Here is a 20,211-nt window from a genome sequence, read left to right as displayed (position 1 = left end):
GCCGTCGAGACAGGACGATGACGACCGAGACTGAGGAGAGCGCAATGAACGAGGCAATGACGACCGAGCAGGTGGACGAGGATGTCGCGGCGGCGCCCGCCCCGTGGCAGGACCATCTCGACATCGTGGCCGAGGTCGAGGAGCTGCGCCGCCGATTCTCGGTGGCCGACCTCTGCCTCGCCGAGGTGCTCTGTGACAGCCGCCCGGCAGCCGACACCGCGTTCGTCTGCGTCGACGAGCGACTCGACCCCTACCGCCTCACGTTCGGCGAACTCGCCGATCGCTCCCAGCGCCTTGCCGCACTGCTCCGCGAACTCGGCGTCGGACGCGGATCGCGAGTCGGCGTCCTCATGGAGAAGACGCGGCAGCTGCCGATCGTCCTCATGGCACTCTGGCGCCTCGGCGCGGTCGAAGTCCCCCTGTTCACCGCCTTCGCCGGACCGGCGATCGCAACCCGAGTGACCGGGGCCGATGCCGTGCTCATCGTCGCCGACGCCGCCCAGCAGCCCAAACTCGAGGGCATCGATGTTCCCCTCCTCGGGACGGGTGCCGACCTCGACCGGGAGATCGCTGTACGTCAACCGCTCGACTCTGCCGAGGCGATCGGCGGGGATGGTCTGTTCCTCCAGCTCTACACCTCCGGCACCACGGGCACCCCCAAGGCCGTGGGGGTCCCGGGCTCCGCGCTCGCCGCGTTCATCGCCTACATGCGCTACGGTCTCGGCGTCGCCGAGGACGACGTGTTCTGGAACGCAGCCGACCCCGGCTGGGCCTACGGCCTCTACTACGGCGTCGTCGGACCGCTCGCGATCGGTGTGCCCAACATCCTCTTCGCCGGCGGCTTCGATCCCGCGACGACCGGGTGCCTGCTCGACGAGCTGCAGGTGTCGAACCTCGCAGCCGCGCCCACCATCTACCGGGCCCTGAAGAAGACGGGCATCACCGCTGCCGCACCCCTGCGCGCAGCCTCCTCGGCGGGAGAGCCGCTGACCGCAGACGTCGTCGACTGGGCGCCGGGTGCGCTCGGGGTGACGGTGCGCGACCACTGGGGGCAGACCGAGCAGGGCATGGCCATCGGCAACGCATGGGACGAACGTCTGCGCTCCACGGTCGCCGACCGGTCGATGGGGCAGGCGCTGCCCGGGTTCGTCGCCGGCACGACCGGCGGGTCGATCACCCTCTCGGTCGAGGACAGCCCGCTGATGTGGTTCACCGGCTACGTCGACGCCCCGCGCCAGACGGCGGAGCGCTTCACCCCCGACCGCCGGTGGTACTTCACCGGGGATATGGGCCGAGCGGAGGGACCGGACTTCTTCTTCGCCTCCCGTGACGACGACATCATCCTGGCCGCCGGCTACCGAATCGCCCCGTTCGATATCGAGAGCATCCTCGTCACCGACGACGCCGTCGTCGAGGCGGCCGTCGTCGGGCGCCCGGACGAGGTCCGAGGCGAGGCCATCGAAGCATTCGTCGTCCTCGGGGAGTCCGCGGGCACCGACGATCTCGTCACGCGGCTGCAGAACGCCGTGCGCACCACGTACGGCGCACACGCGTATCCGCGCCGAGTCCACATCGTCGACGAGCTGCCGAAGACGCCGAGCGGGAAGATCCAGCGATTCGTCCTCCGGAATCTCGAGGTCTGAGCCGCCCCGTAGGATGGTGGGGATGACGGATGCAACGCGCGACAGATCCCACACCCCCACCCCTGCGGTGCTCGGGGCTCTGCTGCTCGCGACCGCGCGCACGACCGACACGGCGCCGACCGACGCTGGACCGGCGGGCGCGGCGCTGCCCAACGCAACCGGAGGGCTCGATGCGCCGGATGAGACGATCCTCGCCGAGGTGGAGGCGACGCTGTCCGCCCAGTTCCCCGACGACGCGGCACTCGTCGCTCGCACCGTCACCGAGGTGGCTGAGGCGATCGGTTCCATCCGCCGTCGTGACGCGAAGCCCGGTCTGACCGCGGCACGCTACGACGCCGAGCGCACCGCCCTGCTGCGCCACCTCGGGATCGGCTCGGGCAAGGGCGCGAGCCTCTGGCCGCCGACGAGTCAGACCGCCGTGCAGCGGTTCGGATCGTGGAACGATGCGCTCACGGCGGCGGGACTGGCGACGAGCAGCACGGGCCGGGCGAAGGGTCAGCTGCGCTTCGACGCCGCTGCCTACGATCGGGCGATCGCGGCGTTCGTCGCCGACTGCGAATCGCGCGGCGTCGGCGCCACGTACAAGGCGTACGGGGAGTACGCGACGGCGCACAAGGGCGAGGTGCCCTCGGCCGCCGCGGTGCGGAAGTTCTACGGAAGCTGGAACGCAGCGCTCGCCTCGGCGACCTGACCCGATCGCGGTACCGCCGCCGCGGCGGGATCGACAACATCGATTTCTGCCCGATCTGACGGCGTCGACGGCCTGACCTCGACGGCCGCATGCCCCGTGATCGCGGGGCACACGCCGGGAAACGCCCGACCGCGTGATCCGACACGGCAAGTTCACCTGGGTGAAACTCCGGGAAAAATCCTTGAAAAATGTGCGTGAGGTTTGTAGTGTCACTGCGTCTGTACAGGTGGAATGGAACCAAGCAGGCCTGCCGGTCTGCAGGCTCCGTTCCCTAGAGAGAAGGATGGAAACATGGTTGTCATCGGCTGGATCATCGTCGGACTGCTCGCGGGAGCGCTCGCGAAGCTCATTCTGCCCGGCAAGCAGGGTGGTGGCTGGATCAGCACCATCATCCTCGGTGTCATCGGCGCCTTCGTCGGTGGACTTCTCTTCGGCCTCTTCGGCGGCAAGGGAATCGGCGCAGTCTTCTCGGATCCCTGGTCGTGGGGTTCGTTCTTCATCGCCGTCATCGGCGCGATCGTGTTCTCGTTCATCTGGGGACTGATCATCAAGAACCGCAGCAAGAACGCTGCCTGACCACGATCCGGTCTCTTCCGGATCACCTGTTGGAACAACGAAAGGAAATCGCCATGAGTGCGAAGGACAAGTTCGACAACAAGGCCCAGGAGCTCAAGGGCAAGGCCAAGGACGCCACCGGCAAGCTCATCAACAACGAGCAGATGCAGGCCGAGGGCAAGGCCGACCAGGCCGCCGCCGGCACCAAGCAGGCCGGTGAGAAGCTCAAGGACACCGCGAAGGACGTCACCGACCGTCGCTGAATGACGGGCGCTGATCTCTGATCAGTGCGTCCTGGCTCCGGTGATCGCACACCGGGCACCGACCCGGTCGCGCCGCTTCTTCCGCGGCGGTCCGGGCAGCGCAGGGGCGAGTGCACTTAAGTGCACTCGCCCCTGTCGCGGTCTCAGCCGGTTGAAGTCACCGTGCCACTGGGTCACTGCGCCACCCTGTCACCGCGTGGCAGCGAAGTCCGCGAGGCGTCGGCACGCCTCCCTGATCGTCTCCGGGGACACGGCGAACGTCAGCCGCAGATAGCCCTCACCGGCGGGGCCGAACGCCGACCCGGGAATCGTGGCGAGCCCGTGGTGCCTCAGCAGCTCAAGTGCGACGTCCCACGAGCTCAGACCCCAGTCCTTGACGTTGGCGAACGCGTAGAACGTCGCCTCGGGGCGCAGCACACTCATTCCGTCGATGGCGTTGACCTCATCGACGATGAGGTCACGGCGCTGCGCATACGACTCGACCATCGCTCCCACCACCGACTGCGGGCCGGTGAGCGCGGCGATCGCTGCCTCCTGGACGAAGCCCGGCAGGCTCGAGGTCAGCCCCTCCTGGAGCAGCGGCATCGGTGCGATGAGATCGGCAGGGGCGATGACGAACCCGCACCGCCACCCCGTCATCGCATAGGTCTTCGAGAAGCTGCCGATGACGAGGTGCCGATCGAACCCGGGCCGCACCTCGGCGATCGAGGTGAACGTCGCATCGTCGAAGACGATCTCGTCGTAGACCTCATCGGAGATGATCGTGAACCCGAACTCCTCGGCGAGGTCGACGATCCCCTCGAGATCGGCCCGATCGATGACCGAGCCGAGCGGATTCGACGGGGAGTTGAGGATGATCGCCGCGGTCCGCTCGGTGACGGCGGCCCGGACATCCTCGGCGCGGACCTTGAAGCCGCTGTCCTCGCGCACGGGCACGGGAACGGCAACCGCGCCGAGGCGGTGGATCTGACCGCGGTAGTTCGGGAAGCTCGGATCGGCGATGATGACCTCCTGTCCGGGCGAGACCGTGGCATCGAGGGAGAGGGTGAGCGCCTCCATCGCCCCGAAGGTGACCATGACGTTCTCGATGCCGACCGGCCGACCCCAGCGGGCCGCGTACTTCTCCGCGATCGCCTCGCGCAGCCCCGGGATCCCGGCATTGGCGACGTAGCGGGTCTCGTTGTTCTCGATCGCCCGGATGCCGGCGGCCTTGATGTGCTCCGGCGTGGGGAAGTCCGGTTCGCCGACGGTGAGTTTGACGGCCTCGGGGTGGTCGAGCGCGAGGTTGAACATCCTGCGGATGTCCGAGGCCGGGTACGTCTGCGCCATCGGCGAGATGCGCTGGTCCGGGGTCGTCATGGTCGCACTCCTTCATCGTCGCTGCCCTCTCACTGAGTCTGGCAGATCTCAGCCCGGCCGTGTGACAGCAGCACGGCCCGCGAACTCGCGAACCCGAGGAACTCCAGGTCGAAATGGTCAGATTTTCCGTCGGATTCTCTGTCTGGAACGACCTGAAGTCGGAGGAGCCCGGCCTACTCTGCGAGGCCGGCGAGCCGCGCGCCGAAGCGGGCGAGGAGGCTCGTCCGCTGCGCTTCGGTGATGCGCTCCCACTCATCGGCGAGGTTGAAGATCTTGTACATCGACCGGATGCCGAGCCACCGGATCGGCTCGGGCTCCCACTGCCCCGAGACGTGATCGTTCCACGGCAGGGCGGTCAGCGGCGTCGGCGTGCCGGCCGCCCGGTCGAGGAGCGTCTTCGCCGCCAGATGCGTCGCCGTCACCCCGTGTCCGGCATACCCGCGCGCCACGCCGATGCGCTGTGCGGGGTCGAAGAAGATCCCGGCGCACCAGTCGCGCGTCACCCCGAGCGCACCCCGCCACGCGTGGGCGACCTCGACGTCGAGCGTCGGGAAGAGCGAGGACAGCCGCGTGCGGAGCAGGTCGACCACCTCGGCGGGGACCCGTCCATCACCGGGCAGGCCCGAGCCGAACGCATACGGCGCACCCCGGCCGCCGAGGGCGATCCGATCATCGGCGGTGCGCTGGGCGTAGATGAAGGTGTGGGCGGCATCGCCGAGGCACTCCCGGCCCTCCCAGCCGATCTGCTCCCACGCCTCGGCCGGCAGCGGCTCGGTGGCGATCATCGAGGAGAACACGGGAATGACCTGGCGGCCCTCGAGGCCGGGCAGGTCTCCGGCGACGGTGTCGGAATACCCTTCGAGGCAGACGAAGATCGTCTCCCCGCTGACCGGGCCGCGTTCGGTCGACACGAGGCCGGTGCCGATGTGCCGGGCCCGCGTGCCCTCGCAGATCGTCACGCCGCGCTCGCGCAGAACGCGGGCGAGTCCTTCGGTGAGGAGCGCCGGGTCGATGCGCGCGGTGCCGGGCACGAAGACGCTGCCCTGCGCGTTGTCGACGTTGATCCTCGCCCGCGTCTCGGCGGCGTCAAGGACCTGCATGTCCTCAGGCCCGTACCCGAACCGGCGGTTGCCCTCGACGAGGTCGTGGAGGCGGGCCATCCCTGCCGCGGACTGGGCGACGTCGATGTGCCCGCCGCGCACCGCCTCGGCGTCGATGCCCTCGGTCTCGAGCACGTCGAGGACCTCGTCGATCGAATCGAAGAGCGCGGACTGGAAGGCCCGGACGCTCTCGACGCCGGTCCGTCGGGCCGAGCCGACCGGGCCGTCCGGGTCATCGATGACGGCGCGGTCGACCGCCTCGGCGAAGCGGGCCCGATTGCCGGGCATGAGCGTGGAGAGCCACCCGCCGTTGCGGCCCGAGGCGCCGTAGCCGACCGTCTTCGCTTCGATGACCGTGATCGCCCAGTCGGGGTGGGCCTGGCGGGCGCAGTAGGCCGACCACAGCCCGGTCATGCCGCCGCCGACGATGACGAGGTCCTGCTTGGCAGAGGGGAGTGGGGTGGGGATGGGCGCGGCCGGCGACTGCGCCAGCCAGAACGACGCCTCACCGTTGAGGTAGGTCAATGGAGCTCTCCTGATCGAGTGCGCCCGCCCGCTGCGAGCGTACGGATTCAGTTCTATCCCATGGCTAGTCGTGCTGTAAACAGCAGCTGGACGTCGTATTGGCATATGTAATCGCCGAGGCGGCTCCGAATTCCGTGCTCGTGTTCCGGTTCCGCTCGCTACACTGGGCGCATGAGCGCAACGGAGCCGATCGACACGACCACCTACCCCCTCGACCACGAGCCGATCGAGGAGTGGCAGCGCCTCGACCCCGCCGGGACTGACGCGCCCGGCGACGCTGGGGCGCCCGCCGCGGAAACGACGACAGCGTTCGCCGAGCTCGGAACGATCGGCGACGTCGACTACGGACTGTGGGAGATGAGCACGGGCGCGATGCGCGATGTCGAGGGCGACGAGGTCTTCCTCGTCATCTCCGGTGCCGGTCGCATCGAATTCGACGACCCCGCGCAGGAGCCGGTCGTGCTGGCACCCGGCTCCCTCGTCCGCCTGACCGCCGGGATGAAGACGCGGTGGTACATCGACAAGTCACCGCTGCGGAAGCTCTTCATCGCCCCGAACGAGGGGTGACTCCGAGCCCGGCTCGCGGACAAGGCTGACGCCGACCCTCAGGCTGCAGACGACACCAACCCTCAGGCCGCCTCGGCGATGAGGGATTCGATCGCAGCGACAGCACCGGTGATCGCGAGCTCGAGACCCCTGGCCGAACGGTCATCATCATCCCCGAACGGCGCCGCACGCTGCAGGTGCGGGACCGCATGATCGCCCGGCTGCCACATCGGCACCGGGGCACCGCGATCGAGCGCCGATCCGAGGACGACCGCGTCGAGCATCGAGACGACGTCGACTTGGTCCTCGGCGGGGATGCCGATCTCGTCGAGGATCGCGAACGCGACCTCGTAGATCCGCAGCGTCGGCAGGTCGTCGACCGGGGAGCCGACGAGCAGCGGCATCGCGGCGGGCAGCTTCGCCATGTTCGCCCGGTAGCTGCGGATCCACGCCCGCAGCCGGTCCTGCCACGGGGCGCCCTCCGCGGTCGCCGCACGCAGGTCGATGCGACCGTAGAGCGCCTCGCGCATGAGGTTGATGATCTCGTCGCGACCGCCCCGGACGTGGTGGTAGAGCGATGACGGGTTGACCCCGAGCTCCTTCGCGATCCCGGGAATCGTGAAATCGTGATCGCGCTCGACCAACGTCAGGGCCGCCTCGGCGATGATGCTGGGGGAGAGGATGTTCTTGCTCGGTCGCGCCATGGCGCCATTCTCTCAGAGCGTCGCGCATCCCCTCCCTTGAGGCGGTCAGTGGACGATGACCGTGCGGCCCTGAGCCCCCGCGCGCATCGCGTCGAAGGCCGCATTGGCCTCGTCGAGGCCGACCCGATCGGTGATGAGGCGGTCGATCGGCAGCTTCCCCGCGCGGTAGAGCTCGGCGAGGAGCGGGAAGTCGCGACCGGGAACCGTCGACCCGTAGTTCGAGCCGACGAGCCGCTTGCCCTCTTCGGCCAGGAGCAGGGCGTCGACGGAGACCGGATCGTCCTCCGGGGGCAGTCCGACGACGACGGCGGTGCCGCCGGGCATCAGGCACTCAGGCATCTGCTCGATCGTCTGGCGCCGGCCGATCGCCTCGAACGCGTAGTCGACGCCGGTCCCGGTGAGCGCGGCGACCTCGGCGGCGAGGTCGGGTCCCGATGTCAGCGTGTGCGTGGCGCCGAACGATGACGCGAGGCCGAGCGCCTCGTCGGAGATGTCGGCGGCGATGATCGGGTTCGCCCCGGCCAGGGCGAGGGACATGATGATGCTCAGCCCCACCCCGCCGGCGCCGATGACGAGCGCCGAGCGGCCGGGTTCGACCGCGGAGTCGTTGACGACGGCGCCGAAGCCGGTGGCGATCGAGCAGCCGATGAGGGCGGCGACGTCGAAGGGGACGTCGTCGGGGATCTTCACCGCCGCCTGCTGCGCGACGACGGTGTACTCGCTCATCGACCCGACGGCGAGGTACGGGTAGACGGGGGCATCGTCCTGCGCGAACGCCGTCGTCCCGTCGGGCAGGAGCCCGGCCGAGGCGCCGCTGCCCGTGCACACCCACATGCGGCCGGCGCGGCAGGCCGCGCAGTGCAGGCAGGGGTAGAACCAGCTGAGGACGACGTGGTCGCCGACGTTGAGGTCGGTCACGCCCTCCCCGGTGGCGACGACGGTGCCGGCTCCCTCGTGGCCCATGACGGTGGGACTCGGCAGGTTCCAGTCGCCGTCGAGGACGTGCCGGTCGGAGCCGCACACCCCCGAGGCGCCGAGCTTGACGAGGACCTGGCCGGGACCGGGGTCGCGGACGACCACCTCGGCGATGGTGAGGTCGGGTCCGGCGGTGTGGATGGCGGCACGTGAAGCGGTGGGCATGTCTCTCCTTGGTGGTGATGGCGCATGGTGCGGTGGGCTGGAGGGCTCGCCGAGGCGGTCGGTCCTCAGCGGGCCGGATGCCGGGAGGCGTAGGCGACCCGGAAGATGAGGAGGTAGATGAGGCCGGCGACGAGTGCGGCGGGCAGGGCGGCGGTGATGACCGAGAACGCCGGTGCGGTCTCGAGCGTGACGGGGTTGTAGAGCCACACGTAGAACGCGGCGCCGGCGATCACGGCGACGATGCCCGCCCAGTTGACCCCGCCCGTGTACGCGTAGAGCCGGCCGTGCCCGCCGAGGTGGAGCTCGCGCAGGTCGATGTGCTGGCGGCGGAGGACGAAGTAGTCGGCGAGTGCGACGCCGCAGATCGCGGTGAGGAAAGCGCCGGAGAACGACACGAACACCATGAACTGCTCGTACATGAACTGGGGGAAGAACGTCATGATCGCGGGCAGGACGAAGAAGGCCGCCGTGAGCGCCTTCCACGGCACCCGTCTCAGCGCGTGACCGGCGGACTGGCGGATCGCGAGGATCGTCGAATAGACGATCGAGGACATCGACGTGATATTGGCGAACCCGATGAACGCGAGGACTGCGACCCCGAGGATCGGCCCGCCCAGCGGCACCATCCAGTACGTCGGATCGGAGTCGCCGATCGTCAGGGCCGCGGCCATCCCGACGGCCTGGGCGATGAGGGTGGCGAAGAACAGGGCGCCGAAGGCGGGCCAGACGGCTGCTCGGCGGCTCTTCGTCATCCGCGCGAGCGAGCCCATGACCGGGTACCACGAGACCCCGACGCCGACGTTGAACTCGACGGCGACCATGAAGTTGAGCGTCGGATCGTCGAACGGCGCCAGGGGGGACGCGTCCCGCAGGGTGTCCCACGAGGTGGTCGCCACGAGGACGATCATCATGACGACGGTGATGATCGCGAGCCCCGGGGCGACGAACTTGTTGAACTTCCCGATCGTCACCGGGCCGCGGGAGAGGACGAACCACGCGATGCCGATGGCGACGAGGCCGCCGATCGTCACGAGCGGCCCGTACTGATCGAACTCCGCTCCGACGAGCGTGCCCGCGACCTGGCTCGTCGCGCGCCCGGCCATGACCGCGAGCAGCGAGGACCAGCCCATCTCCGTGACGAGGATGATCGTGAAGACGATGAGGCCGACCCCGACGACGCCGAACGCGCCGCGCAGCAGTGTGTACTGCTCGGAGCCGTAGCGCTGGGAGGCCGGCACGGAGGCGAGCACCATGAAGCACAGGCCGATCGCGTTGCCGATGATCATCGCCGCGACACCGTCGGCGAACCCGACGAGCAGGGCAGTCGAGCCGCCGACGAGGAACGCCCACGTGGCGATCGCGAGCGCTGTGTTCACCCATGTGAAGTCCCAGCCCGACCAGGTCCGCTCGGATTTCAGGAGCGGGAACGTGCCGTAGATGCGCTCCTGCTGCAGTTCGCGGCTGACCGGGTCCTCGGCGGCCGTCGCGGCGCCGACCGTGTGATCCGGTGCCCCGTTCACAGCGCCACCACCAGCAGGCCGATGAGGCAGGCGGCGACGGCCGACCCGGTGTAGACGGTGAGCTCTGTCGCCGACAGCGGCAGACGCGAGGGATCGGCCGCCTCGGTGGATTCGACGATCGCGATTCTGCGCTCGATCTCCTCGGCGACGGCGGGTGAAGTGCCGTTCGCGGCCATGGTGGACGCGAACTCGCTGTGCGGTGTCATCGGTGACTCCTCGGGCTCTCGGTGGTCGGGTCGAGGGCAGCGGCTGCGATGCGCTCGACGAACCGGACGGCCAATAAACCAAATCCGATTTGGTTTATAATTGTCACTGACCGGCGAAGGCGCCGTCAATGGCGTCGGGAGGAAAACTTCCGCGCGGAGGAGGGGATGCTCCATGAGCGAACAGCGCACTCCGGAACGTGTGGCCAGTGCGAGCCCGGCCAGTGCGAGCCCGGCCAGCGCGAGCCCGGCCAGCGCGGGTCCGGCCGGCGCGGATGCGGGCCCGGCGGTGGCGATCGGGATCGTCCAGTCGGTCGCCCGCATCGACGACATTGACGGCAATCTGCGGACATTGCGGCGCGGGGTCGCGGAGGCACGGGATGTCGGCGCCGAGGTGGTGGTCACGCCCGAGCTCTTCGCCACCGGCTACGACCCTGCCCGGGCCTGGACCCATGACGGGGCTCGGGTGCGGGAGGGCCTCGCCGCCATCGCCGGTGACCTCGGGGTCGCGCTCGTCGCCTCAAGCGTCGACGAGGTCGGTGCCCGCCGGTTCATCGCGGCGTCGTTCTTCGACGACTCCGGCACCGAGCTCGCCCGGATCCACAAGCGTCACCTCTTCGACATCGAACGCGACTTCTTCACGCCGGCCGACCGCTGCGGCGACCTCGTCGACTGGCGGGGCATGCGCTTCGGCATGGGCATCTGCTACGACATCGAGTACCCGGAATTCGCCCGGGCACTCGCCGAGGCGGGAGCCGAGGTGCTGCTCGTGCCGACCGCCGTGCCCGCATCCTCCGGCGACGAGCCCCGCGATCCTGCCCTCGCATTCTCGCCGACGCAGACCTCGACGCTGCTCGTGCCCGCGCGGGCCCTCGAGAACGGTCTCGCGATCGCCTATGCCAACCACAGCGGCGAGGGCTTCACCGCCCACAGCTGCCTCGTCAACCCCAACGGGCGTATCGTCGACCTCCTCGACGGGGGCGCCGGCGTCGCCGTCACCGTGATCAGCGCCGCGGAGATCGCCGAGGCGCGAGCCAGTAACCCCTACCTCGCCGACCTCAGGCGACTGCGCGGCGTCACAGAGTGAGCCGGAGCAGGACCCCTTGACGCGGTCGTCTATCGTGTGAGGAAGGCGCCGCCCACCGCTCCGCGCGGAAAGCGGCGCCTCCCACCAGCTGCACCACCGTTCCCTGCGGCACCGCTGCCGGGGAGCGGGCGTTCGAAGGAGCCGCCGATGAAGACTGCCCAGCGACTGAATGACCTCGGCACGGAAACCGCTTTCCGCGTCGCCCAGGCCGCCGCCGATTGGAAGGCTCAGGGGAATCGGGTCTATCCGTTCCACCTCGGCGATCTCGATTTTCCGATGGCCCCGCACATCGTCGAGGCGATGAACCGGGCGATCACGGACGGCAAGACCGGGTACTGTCCGGGACCGGGGATCCCCGAGTTGAGGGCGGCGCTCGCTGAGGACATCGGGTCTCGGCGCGGTCTCGACATCGATCCCGCCGAGGTGGTCGTCACCACCGGGGGCAAGCCGGTCATCACGAAGTTCCTCCAGGCGGTGATGGATCCCGGTCAGTCCGTGCTCTACCCGAATCCCGGGTTCCCGATCTATGAGTCGCAGATCGAATACCTCGGTGGGCGGGCGCTGCCGTACCGGTACGTGCCGACCGCCGACGGGTTCGCCATCGACCTCGACCATCTGCGGGCCTCGATCGACGAGACGACGGTGGCGATCATCTACAACGATCTGCAGAATCCCATCTCCGCGGAGTCGACGCCGGGGGAGCGGGAGGCGATCGCGCAGATCGCCGCCGAGCACGACCTCTGGGTGCTCTCCGACGAGGCGTACTTCGAGATGCGCTACGGCGGTGAGTCCGCGTCGATCGCCGCCCTGCCGGGGATGCGCGAGCGCACCGTCATCCTCTACACGTTCTCGAAGAAGTTCGCGATGACCGGGTCGCGGCTCGGGTGTGCGGTGGCCCCGAAGGAGGTCGCCGAGGCGATCTCGACGATGAACACGAACGACGAATCGTGCACGACCCACTACGTCCAGTGGGCGGGGATCTCGGCGCTGCAGGGACCGCAGGAGCCGGTCGCGGAGATGCTCGACGTGCTCCGCGCCCGCCGCGACGCCGCATGCTCGCTCATCAACGCGATCCCCGGCATGGAGGTCGCCGTGCCGGAATCGACGTTCTACATCTTCCCCGACGTCACCGAGGCGATGGCGAGCAAGGGGATCGCGACCCTCTCCGACTTCTCCACCCAGGCCCTCCATGACACCGGGGTCTCGTTCTGCACCCGCGAGCACTTCGGTCGCCCGCAGCCGGGGGAGGAGCAGAAGTACATCCGGCTCGCGTACTCGGGCATCGGCGAGGACGACATCGTCGAGGGGCTGACGAAGCTCAGGGAGTGGGTCGAGGCCGGGTGAGCCAGGGGCGGCGTCGTCACCGCAGGCGGAACGTCGCCGTCCCCACGGCATCGCGGACAGCGGCGAGCGTCTGCTCCGAGGTCTGAATGCTGCTGTCGATGACGTGGTCCTCCAGGTCGCCGAGGTGGCTGAACTGATCCCACATCGTCGTGAGCGGCTCCTCGTCGGTGAGGTCGTCGGGACCGGTGCGCGCGGTGGCGCGGTCGAGCGCGACCTCTCGGCTCGGCCGAAGGATGAGGTAGTGGACCGGCAGAGGATCAGGGTGCCGGGTGAGCACACGGAAGTGATCGAGCATCCATGGTCCGACGATCCCATCGACGATGACGGTGTAGTCGCCCCGCGCGTAGATCGCGGCAGCGTGGACGACGACCTCCATGACCGTGTGGTTCTGCGCCTCGGACTCCGGCAGGTAGGGCGGGATGGCACCGGAGGCGATGAAATGCCAGAAGTCGTCGGTGTGCAGGTGGACGGACCGTGGGAAATCGTGCGCCAGGGCGCGGGCTGTCGTCGACTTCCCGGCTCCCGGAGGTCCGGCGAGGATGATGACGTCGGCGCTCATGGTCGTCAGTGTACGGTCCGCGCATCGGACCACCAGGCTTCCTTATAGCTCTACCGACCGATGCAGCTCTGCCGACCGATGAATCCGGAGCGATGAGCGGTCACCGGCGCCGAGGCGGTCGCACCGCTGCGCGCCCGGCATCGGTGAGCAGACCGACGGTGCGCAGCCAGGCGATGGTCTCGGCGAGCATCGTCGTCAGCGAGGTGCGTCCCAGTCCGAGGGTCGTGCGGGCCAGGGAATCGTCGACGAGGAGGTTGCCCGTCGCCCGCCGATACTTCGCCAGGCTGAGTTCGGGCTCGGTTCGCGTCAGGGCGGCTTTGGCCTGACTTACGGCGAAGAGTGCGGCCATCACCGAGGCGGGAGTGGCGCGGGTGGGCGCAGGTCTGCCGAGCAGCCAGGCGATCGTCTGCACGACCTCGAGGAAGCCGGCTTCGACTCCGCCGAGGATGATGTTGCCGCCCTCGACCGGGGCGTCGACGGCCGCGAGGTGGGCGGCGACGACATCGTGCACAGAGATCCACGTCGCCGTCCCCGGTGGGACGACCCGCAGGCGATCGGAGGCGAGCGGCAGGATGAGCTGCCGGGACCAGTTCGCGGCATCGTAGCTGCCGATGATGTTGACGGGGTTGAGGATGACGGTCGACAGCCGTCCGTCACGGTCAGCCGCCGTGATGAGCTCTTCGGCGGCCCGTTTGCTCTTCCCGTAGTTGTCGCCCTTGACGGCGACGTTCGACGCCGAGGACTCGACGAGGCGGACGCCGGGCTGATACCCGTAGGCGGAGATCGACGAGGTCGCCACGAGCCGTCTGGCCCCGGCGCGCTCGGCGGCGGCGAGGAGCTCGCGGGTGCCGTCGACGTTGTCGCGAAACTGTGCCTGCGCGTGACGGGACCACGTCGTGGTGTTGCCGGCGAGGTGGAAGACGACCGGGTGTCGCAGACCGGTGAGCGCGGCCTGCAGCGACGATGGGTCGAGGAGGTTGCCGAGACGGACGTCGACTCCCGGCGGCAGCAGGTCGGATCGGTCCTCGGGGCGGCAGAAGGCGGTGACGGACCATCCGTCGTCGACGAGGCGCTCGACGAGCTGGCGGCCGAGGAAACCGGCGGCGCCGGTGACGAAGGCGTGCGCTGACATGATGCGTGTCCGTTCTCCCGAGTTCGATACCGTGAGTATTGCATACCGAGGGTATCCAATACCAGTGGTACTGTCGAGGGCATGGCGAAGACCACTCCCTCGACCGCGCGGCAGCGACAGCGCCCGACCCGCGAGCAGACCCGCACCCGGGTGCTCACCGCAGCCGCCGACGTCTTCTCCGCCCGGGGCTTCACGCAGGCTTCGGTCGATGAGGTCGCACGGGCGGCCGGGCTGACCAAGGGCGCGGTCTACTCGAGCTTCGGCAGCAAGGACCAGCTGTTCTTCGAGGTGCTCAAGGCGCGGACGGCCGAGCGGATCGCCTCGATCGTCACTGCCGCCCGCGCGGCAGGGGAGCCGGACTCTCCGGATTTCGCCCGCGGACTCGCGACGCGGCTGGCGCGCTTCACCACCGACGACCCGACCTGGCACCGGGCGTTCCTCGAGTTCTGGGCCTCGGCGATGCGCGAGGGCGGCACCGGTGCCGCCGACCTCGAGGCGAGCAGGCGTCAGCTGCGCGAGGCGATCGCCGCGGAACTGAGCGCCGCCGGCATCGCTGAGGCCGAGCAGCTTGCGGTCGTCATCCTCGCCCTCTCGAACGGCCTCGCAGTCGAGGGCGCGATCGACCCCGACGCCACCGTCGGAATCTACGAATTCGCCCTGCAGCGTCTCCTCGCCACTGCCTGATGCCCTGCGTTCGGACGCGACCCAGGGTACTCGCCTGACGGAACCACCGGGCGCCGGTCGACTAGGGTGAGGTGACCAGCCCGCATCGAGTGAACCGGAGCCGTCCTGCGCCTGCGACCCCGCCACAGCCAGATCATCACGATCTCCGATGACACGCGCTCATCGGTGAGCATGATCCCCGCACTGCTCGTCGGGGTCGTCGTCATCGTCGGACTCGGATTCTCCCCTTTCGGCGCCGATTCGGCCGGTTTCGTCGATGCGACGCAGCGACTCATCGCCGTCTTCCTCGTCGCGTGGCCGGTGTACGCGCTGGTCTACCTCCTCTGGACCCATGTCGGACTGCAGGACCTCACGGAGACGGAGCTCACCGTCCACTCGCGCTGGGCCATCGCCCGCAGGCGCCGCTGGACGTCGATCCTCTTCGGCGGCGGTGGTGCCGTGTCGTGGACGCTCGTCGCCGCCTTCGTCGCCATCATGCTCAACGTCTACCTCGTCACCCTCGGATCGAGCGAGGAGACCGTCATCGCCGGTGCCCTCGGCGTCGCCAACGTCATCGCCTCGTGGGCGGTCATGGTCTACTCGTTCGCCCTCGACTACATGCGCCTCGACCTTCGGGACGGCGGCAGCCAGGCGGCACGCCACCTCGAGTTCGACATGGAGGAGGACCGGGCCTTCAGCGACTACCTGACGTTCTCCGTGCTCACCTCGACGATGACGGCGGCGCTGCCGGGCCGAGCCATCACCCGCGCCGGGTGGAGACTCGTGCGGACCAACGTCATCGTCGCGTTCGCCTTCAACTCCGTCGTCGTCGCCACCCTCGTGTCGATGATCCTCTCCTACGTCATGGAGGCGTAGCCGAGCCTCCCGCCGGCTCGGATGCTCGGCTAAGCCCGCGGGATCAGAGCCGCCAGCAGCTGTTGAGCGGAGACTGACCGGCGAAGGTCGTCGACGTGAACGCCTCGACGCGCGGCAGCGAGGCGAGGTACCCGCCGATGTGCGTGGGCGCGAGATTGTCGGCGAAAGTCACCGACCTGCCCGCATCGCACCAGGCCGCGGCCAGCCCCCGACCCTGCGCGAAGGGCACGACGTCGTCGAGGCGGCTGTGGTTGACGAGGACGGGAATGTCCGGGATCGCCGCCGTGCCCAACCGCTGCTCGTCGAGGACTGCGGTGAACTCCTCCTCGACGAGCTGCTGGAAGTCCCCGCCGTTCTTCGTCAGTGTGCTCGTGTCGACGAAGGCGTTGGTGAGAACGGCTTCGATCGTGCACTGGCCGGCGGCGCGCTCGACCGTCTCCTGGCCCTTCTCGTTGAGGTGCTCGCTGAGGTCGATGCCTGCCTGCTCCGCGAACGAATCCGCCCCGAAGAGGAGGAAGCCGGTGTAGACGCCCGAGAGGCTGCCGACGGCGTCGTTGAGGTCGGTCGGAGCGGCCCCCGCCGAGGCGGAGGTGAGGTTGAGCTCGGGAGCCCACTCCGTGGCGAGTTCGAGGGCCGCCGCCGTCGCCTGCCCGCCCTGGGAGTAGCCGCGCAGCTGCAGCTGCGTCTCCGCATCGATGCCGCTTCCCTCGACCAGTTGGACGGCGCGGGCGGCGTCGAGCACGGCACGGCCCTCTTCGACGCGGTTGAGGTAGCGGTGCGGACCCTCGGTGCCGAGGCCGATGTAGTCGACGACGATGACCGGACGGTCGGCGGCCAGCGCCGAGGTCACCCCGATGCCCTCGTACTCCGTGCCCATGCTCAGCTGTCGGCTGGGAGCGCACTTGTCGGCAGTGCCCTGCGTGCCCGGGGCGATGACGACGGCGTCCTGCGCCGGGCCGTCGGAGTTCGCCGGGCTGAGCAGGGTGGCGGTGGCGGCACGGGCAGTGCCGCGTTCGTCGGTGGTGCGGTACATGAACGTCGTCGTCTTCGCGTCGTGCCTGATGAGCCGGACGGGGTCGAGGTAGAAGTCGGATTCGGCCTGCCTGACGACTGCGCCGTTCTCCTCCGGCAGCGTGGCGGGAGTCTCGTAGAAGTCCGCGGGGACACCGGATGCCGGGAGGTCCTCGACGGCGGCTGCGTATTCGACATCGGCGACGGTGATCTCGTCGGAGGATTCGACGACCGACTGTGCCTGTTCGACGCTCACTCCGGCGGGAACGCTGCTGCGATCGAGTTCGGAGGGATCCTCGGCGGCCCGCTCGTCGTTGAGGCGTTCGGCTTCGGCGTCCGTCGTCGGGACGGGGTCGGCGGCGTGGGCCGGGGTCGCGATCGTGCCCACCGCCAGCGCGAGGCCGGCGATCGCTGCGGTGCCCACCGTGGTCAGTCGTCGCAGGGGCGGAGTCATTGTCGGTCGACGTGTGCTCATAGGTCTGCATTCCTGTTCTGTCGTGGATCTCGGCGTTGAGAGTGCGCGAACAGCCGACCGCCCGGGCTTCGGTGGAGCCGCGGGGGTCGACCAGGACGGGGTGCCCGGATGGTGACCGGCGCCACACATCCTACCGAACAGAACGACTGATCGGTAGTTAGTCCTCGGTCGGCCCGGCCAGCCCATCGCCCCGCGGCAGAGGCCGCGCACCGACTGATCACCGCCTCGACCCGCGGAATTCATCGACACCGACCCTGATCGGGCGTACGCTCAAAATCGGGTGCCGACCGTTGTGTCACTGCTCTGCCTGCGTGATCGTCGGCTGGTCACCGCGAACCGGCGGACGTCATCGCCACCGGTTCGATCACCGCCACGATTGCAAAGGAGCAACCATGCGAGCATCTGTGTCCGAGGGAGTCGGCTCACCGTTCACCACGCGGGACGTCGACATCGACGAACCGCGCGAGCGCGAGGTCCTCATCGATGTCAGGGCCTCGGGTCTCTGCCATTCCGACCTCCACATCGTCGAGAGCGGCTACGGCTTTCCATTTCCCGCCGTGTTCGGCCATGAGATCGCCGGCGTCGTCGAGGCGGTCGGCTCCGAGGTCACGACGATCGAAGTCGGCGACCACGTCGTCGGATGCCTCATCCAGTTCTGCGGAGTGTGCACGACGTGCCTGTCCGGGCGCACCTACGAGTGCCCGAACCCGCAGGCGACGGTGCGCGGACCGGACGAGCCGTCGCGCCTGAGCGCCGAGGACGGCACGGCGATCGCCTCGGGGTGGGGTCTCGGCGGCTTTGCCTCCCAGGCGCTCGTCCACGAGAACCAGCTCGCCGTCGTCCGCGACGATCTCCCGTTCCCGCAGGCGGCGATCATCGGGTGCGCGGTCGTCACCGGGGCCGGATCGGCGATCAACACCGCCGGTGTGCGCGTCGGCGATTCCGTGGCCGTCATCGGCACCGGCGGGGTGGGGCTCAACGTCATCTCCGGTGCGCTCCTGGCCGGAGCCACGCACGTCATCGCCATCGACATCATCGACGCGAAGCTCGAGGTCGCGAAGAGCTTCGGCGCCACCGAGGTCATCAACTCCTCACAGGTCGACGCCGTCGAGACCGTCAGGGAGCTCACCGGGGGAGGGGTCGACCACGCGTTCGAGGTCATCGGACTGCCGGCCACCCAGGAGCAGGCGATCGCGCTGCGCCGCGTCGGCGGGCACGCCTACCTCATCGGCATCGCCAAGCCCGACGCCACGGTCACCCTCGACACCTCGCTCGCCGCCCTCGTCAGCCATGCCAGCGTGCAGGGCGTGAGCATGGGATCGACGAACCTCAAACGCGACATCCCGATGTACGCCGACCTCTACATGCAGGGGCGGCTCAACCTCGACGGGCTCATCAGCCAGGAGATCTCCATCGACGACGTCGACGAGGCCTACGACAAGCTGAGGAAGGGCGAGGTCATCCGCTCGATCATCACGCGCTTCTAGACGCTGACGGCCGGCCGCCTCGGCGATATTCCCCACCGAGGCGACCGTCAGCTCAGCGTGCGAGGAGTCCTCAGGCGGGATCGAGGACGAAGTCGTAGACGGTGACCTCTCCCTCGCCGTCGGGGTTCGGCTGCGGATCGAGGAGGAGCTCGGGTTTGACCGCCGAGGCGATGTCGTCGTCGTTGTGCGGATCGCCGGGGAAGTAGAGCTGCGAGGTGATGAGCTGGTGGTCCGGCGCGTGCACCTTGAAATGCAGGTGAGCCGGCCGCCACGCATGCCACCCGGCGGCCGCGATGAGCTGGCCGCAGGCCCCGTCGGTGGGGATCTGATAGGGCGCGGGCCGGATCGTGTGGATCTCGTACTCGCCGTTGTCGTTGGCCGTGAACGTCCCCCGCAGGTTCCACTCCGGCAGTCCCGGCGCGAACTGCGAATAGAAGCCGAGGTTGTCGGCATGCCAGAGCTCGAGCTTCGCCCCCGGCAGCGGAGTGCCGTCGACCGCGGTGACCTGGCCCTTGAAGACGAACGGTGTGCCCGGTTCGTCGTCGCGCATCGGGATCGTGCCGTTCCACTCCAGCTCCGGTGAGCCGCCGAGGTAGTACGGCCCTTCGATCGTCCCCTTCGACCCCTCCCGGTCGGCATTGGCGACCTCTTCGACGGAGTGCTCGAGCCAGACGTCGAGGAAGAGCGGCCATTCGCCGTCCTCCCCGACCTTGATGAGCCACGCCTTGAACGCGTTGTACTCCTCGTAGCTCAGCTGCTCCTCGATGACGAGGTCGTTGAGCGCCTTGATCGCCTTGCCGGCGAGCAGGGCGACGCGATCCTGGTCGACGGCGGCGGTGCTGCCGCCCTGCGCCTGCCTTTCGCGGAAGCGGGCCGAGGCGTTGGCGCCGGATTCGGCGGCCTTCGCCGTGACTTCGGACTGGAAGCTGTTCTCGGACATTGTCTCTCTCCTTCGGGTGATGTGAGTGCGGTGTCAGATGTGGGAGGGGTGGGTGGCCAGGGGCGTGACGTGGATGCGCATGTGCGGGAAGAGCGGCAGGCCGCTGAGCAGCTCATGGAGTTCGTCGTTGTCGGTCACGTCGAAGACCGAGTAGTTCGCGTACTCCCCGACGATGCGCCAGATCTCCTTCCACCGGCCGTCGCGCTGCAGCTCCTGGGAGTAGGCCTTCTCGCGGGCGAGCAGCGCTGTCGTCTCGGCCGCGGAGAGGTCGGTGGGAAGGGTGACGTCCATTCTCACGAGGTACAGCATGGGAGGCTCCTTCGGTTGTCGACGCTGTGTCTCTGGTTGTCGACTCTGCGTCGTCGTCGGGCGGGACAGCGGAGTCGGG

The 20,211-nt window shown here is 68.9% G+C and carries 21 protein-coding genes; 10 read left to right on the top strand and 11 right to left on the bottom strand.

Features of this window, described 5'->3' with window-relative positions; genetic code table 11:
- Positions 1–44 precede the first annotated feature (44 nt).
- The 4 genes from ACFQ91_RS14495 (at position 45) to ACFQ91_RS14480 (ending at position 3,152) form a co-directional block, all read left to right on the top strand.
- Positions 45–1,643, top strand: a complete 1,599-nt coding sequence (locus tag ACFQ91_RS14495) for an AMP-binding protein (RefSeq protein ID WP_232623805.1) — start codon at positions 45–47, stop codon at positions 1,641–1,643.
- Positions 1,644–1,665: 22 nt separating this feature from the next.
- Positions 1,666–2,334 (top strand): homing endonuclease associated repeat-containing protein, encoded by a 669-nt coding sequence (locus ACFQ91_RS14490; protein WP_198500288.1) that lies wholly within the window; start codon positions 1,666–1,668, stop codon positions 2,332–2,334.
- A gap of 291 nt (positions 2,335–2,625) precedes the next feature.
- Complete coding sequence (locus tag ACFQ91_RS14485; RefSeq protein WP_198500289.1) at positions 2,626–2,910, top strand: GlsB/YeaQ/YmgE family stress response membrane protein; 285 nt, start codon at positions 2,626–2,628, stop codon at positions 2,908–2,910.
- 53 nt (positions 2,911–2,963) lie between these two features.
- Positions 2,964–3,152, top strand: a complete 189-nt coding sequence (locus ACFQ91_RS14480; protein WP_137826597.1) for a CsbD family protein — start codon at positions 2,964–2,966, stop codon at positions 3,150–3,152.
- A 189-nt stretch (positions 3,153–3,341) separates the two neighbouring features.
- Here ACFQ91_RS14480 and ACFQ91_RS14475 read toward each other — a convergent pair whose 3' ends face one another.
- Together ACFQ91_RS14475 and ACFQ91_RS14470 are read right to left on the bottom strand one after the other, a co-directional pair.
- Positions 3,342–4,511, bottom strand: a complete 1,170-nt coding sequence (locus tag ACFQ91_RS14475) for a pyridoxal phosphate-dependent aminotransferase (RefSeq protein ID WP_198500290.1) — start codon at positions 4,509–4,511, stop codon at positions 3,342–3,344.
- Positions 4,512–4,684: 173 nt separating this feature from the next.
- On the bottom strand, positions 4,685–6,136 hold the full coding sequence (locus ACFQ91_RS14470; protein WP_198500291.1) for an FAD-binding oxidoreductase: 1,452 nt from the start codon (positions 6,134–6,136) through the stop codon (positions 4,685–4,687).
- Positions 6,137–6,307: 171 nt separating this feature from the next.
- Between ACFQ91_RS14470 and ACFQ91_RS14465 the strand changes: the two genes are divergently transcribed.
- Positions 6,308–6,703: a cupin domain-containing protein gene (locus ACFQ91_RS14465; RefSeq protein ID WP_198500292.1), complete on the top strand. Its 396-nt coding sequence runs from the start codon at positions 6,308–6,310 to the stop codon at positions 6,701–6,703.
- Between the two features lie 62 nt (positions 6,704–6,765).
- On the opposite strand, the gene ACFQ91_RS14460 is transcribed toward ACFQ91_RS14465, so the two are convergent.
- The 4 genes from ACFQ91_RS14460 to ACFQ91_RS14445 form a co-directional block, all read right to left on the bottom strand.
- Positions 6,766–7,386, bottom strand: a complete 621-nt coding sequence (locus tag ACFQ91_RS14460; protein WP_198500293.1) for a TetR/AcrR family transcriptional regulator — start codon at positions 7,384–7,386, stop codon at positions 6,766–6,768.
- Between the two features lie 45 nt (positions 7,387–7,431).
- Complete coding sequence (locus tag ACFQ91_RS14455) at positions 7,432–8,526, bottom strand: alcohol dehydrogenase catalytic domain-containing protein (RefSeq protein ID WP_198500294.1); 1,095 nt, start codon at positions 8,524–8,526, stop codon at positions 7,432–7,434.
- 65 nt (positions 8,527–8,591) lie between these two features.
- Positions 8,592–10,046 (bottom strand): cytosine permease, encoded by a 1,455-nt coding sequence (locus ACFQ91_RS14450; RefSeq protein ID WP_198500295.1) that lies wholly within the window; start codon positions 10,044–10,046, stop codon positions 8,592–8,594.
- Positions 10,043–10,252 (bottom strand): hypothetical protein, encoded by a 210-nt coding sequence (locus tag ACFQ91_RS14445; RefSeq protein ID WP_198500296.1) that lies wholly within the window; start codon positions 10,250–10,252, stop codon positions 10,043–10,045. Before ACFQ91_RS14445 ends, ACFQ91_RS14450 begins: the two co-directional genes overlap by 4 nt.
- Positions 10,253–10,424: 172 nt before the next feature.
- Here ACFQ91_RS14445 and ACFQ91_RS14440 point away from each other — a divergent pair, with 172 nt between their 5' ends.
- A complete protein-coding gene (locus ACFQ91_RS14440) occupies positions 10,425–11,336 on the top strand; it encodes a carbon-nitrogen hydrolase family protein (protein WP_198500297.1) in 912 nt (303 codons plus the stop codon).
- A gap of 147 nt (positions 11,337–11,483) precedes the next feature.
- Entirely contained in the window at positions 11,484–12,680 is a 1,197-nt protein-coding gene (locus ACFQ91_RS14435) for a pyridoxal phosphate-dependent aminotransferase (protein ID WP_198500298.1), read from the top strand.
- A 16-nt stretch (positions 12,681–12,696) separates the two neighbouring features.
- Here ACFQ91_RS14435 and ACFQ91_RS14430 read toward each other — a convergent pair whose 3' ends face one another.
- Together ACFQ91_RS14430 and ACFQ91_RS14425 are read right to left on the bottom strand one after the other, a co-directional pair.
- A complete protein-coding gene (locus ACFQ91_RS14430) occupies positions 12,697–13,239 on the bottom strand; it encodes an AAA family ATPase (RefSeq protein WP_198500299.1) in 543 nt (180 codons plus the stop codon).
- A gap of 100 nt (positions 13,240–13,339) precedes the next feature.
- Positions 13,340–14,371, bottom strand: coding sequence for an NAD-dependent epimerase/dehydratase family protein (locus tag ACFQ91_RS14425; RefSeq protein ID WP_198500300.1), 1,032 nt, complete (start codon positions 14,369–14,371; stop codon positions 13,340–13,342).
- 81 nt (positions 14,372–14,452) lie between these two features.
- Here ACFQ91_RS14425 and ACFQ91_RS14420 point away from each other — a divergent pair, with 81 nt between their 5' ends.
- Together ACFQ91_RS14420 and ACFQ91_RS14415 are read left to right on the top strand one after the other, a co-directional pair.
- Positions 14,453–15,055 (top strand): TetR/AcrR family transcriptional regulator, encoded by a 603-nt coding sequence (locus ACFQ91_RS14420; protein WP_198500301.1) that lies wholly within the window; start codon positions 14,453–14,455, stop codon positions 15,053–15,055.
- 171 nt (positions 15,056–15,226) lie between these two features.
- A complete protein-coding gene (locus ACFQ91_RS14415) occupies positions 15,227–15,910 on the top strand; it encodes a DUF1345 domain-containing protein (RefSeq protein WP_232623806.1) in 684 nt (227 codons plus the stop codon).
- 43 nt (positions 15,911–15,953) lie between these two features.
- On the opposite strand, the gene ACFQ91_RS14410 is transcribed toward ACFQ91_RS14415, so the two are convergent.
- Positions 15,954–17,396, bottom strand: a complete 1,443-nt coding sequence (locus tag ACFQ91_RS14410) for a lipase family protein (RefSeq protein WP_198500302.1) — start codon at positions 17,394–17,396, stop codon at positions 15,954–15,956.
- Positions 17,397–17,788: 392 nt separating this feature from the next.
- Here ACFQ91_RS14410 and ACFQ91_RS14405 point away from each other — a divergent pair, with 392 nt between their 5' ends.
- Entirely contained in the window at positions 17,789–18,883 is a 1,095-nt protein-coding gene (locus ACFQ91_RS14405) for a zinc-binding dehydrogenase (protein WP_198500303.1), read from the top strand.
- A gap of 70 nt (positions 18,884–18,953) precedes the next feature.
- Here ACFQ91_RS14405 and catA read toward each other — a convergent pair whose 3' ends face one another.
- Both catA and catC read right to left on the bottom strand, forming a co-directional pair.
- Positions 18,954–19,823: a catechol 1,2-dioxygenase gene (gene catA, locus ACFQ91_RS14400; RefSeq protein ID WP_198500304.1), complete on the bottom strand. Its 870-nt coding sequence runs from the start codon at positions 19,821–19,823 to the stop codon at positions 18,954–18,956.
- Between the two features lie 33 nt (positions 19,824–19,856).
- The gene (catC, locus tag ACFQ91_RS14395) at positions 19,857–20,132 is read right to left on the bottom strand and encodes a muconolactone Delta-isomerase (protein WP_198500305.1); all 276 of its coding nucleotides are present in this window, start codon (positions 20,130–20,132) and stop codon (positions 19,857–19,859) included.
- Between the last annotated feature and the right edge of the window lie 79 nt (positions 20,133–20,211).

This window comes from Brevibacterium sp. NPDC056726, from assembly GCF_042790515.1.
GTDB lineage: Bacteria > Actinomycetota > Actinomycetes > Actinomycetales > Brevibacteriaceae > Brevibacterium > Brevibacterium sanguinis.
This window is presented reverse-complemented; position numbering and strand designations above follow the sequence as displayed.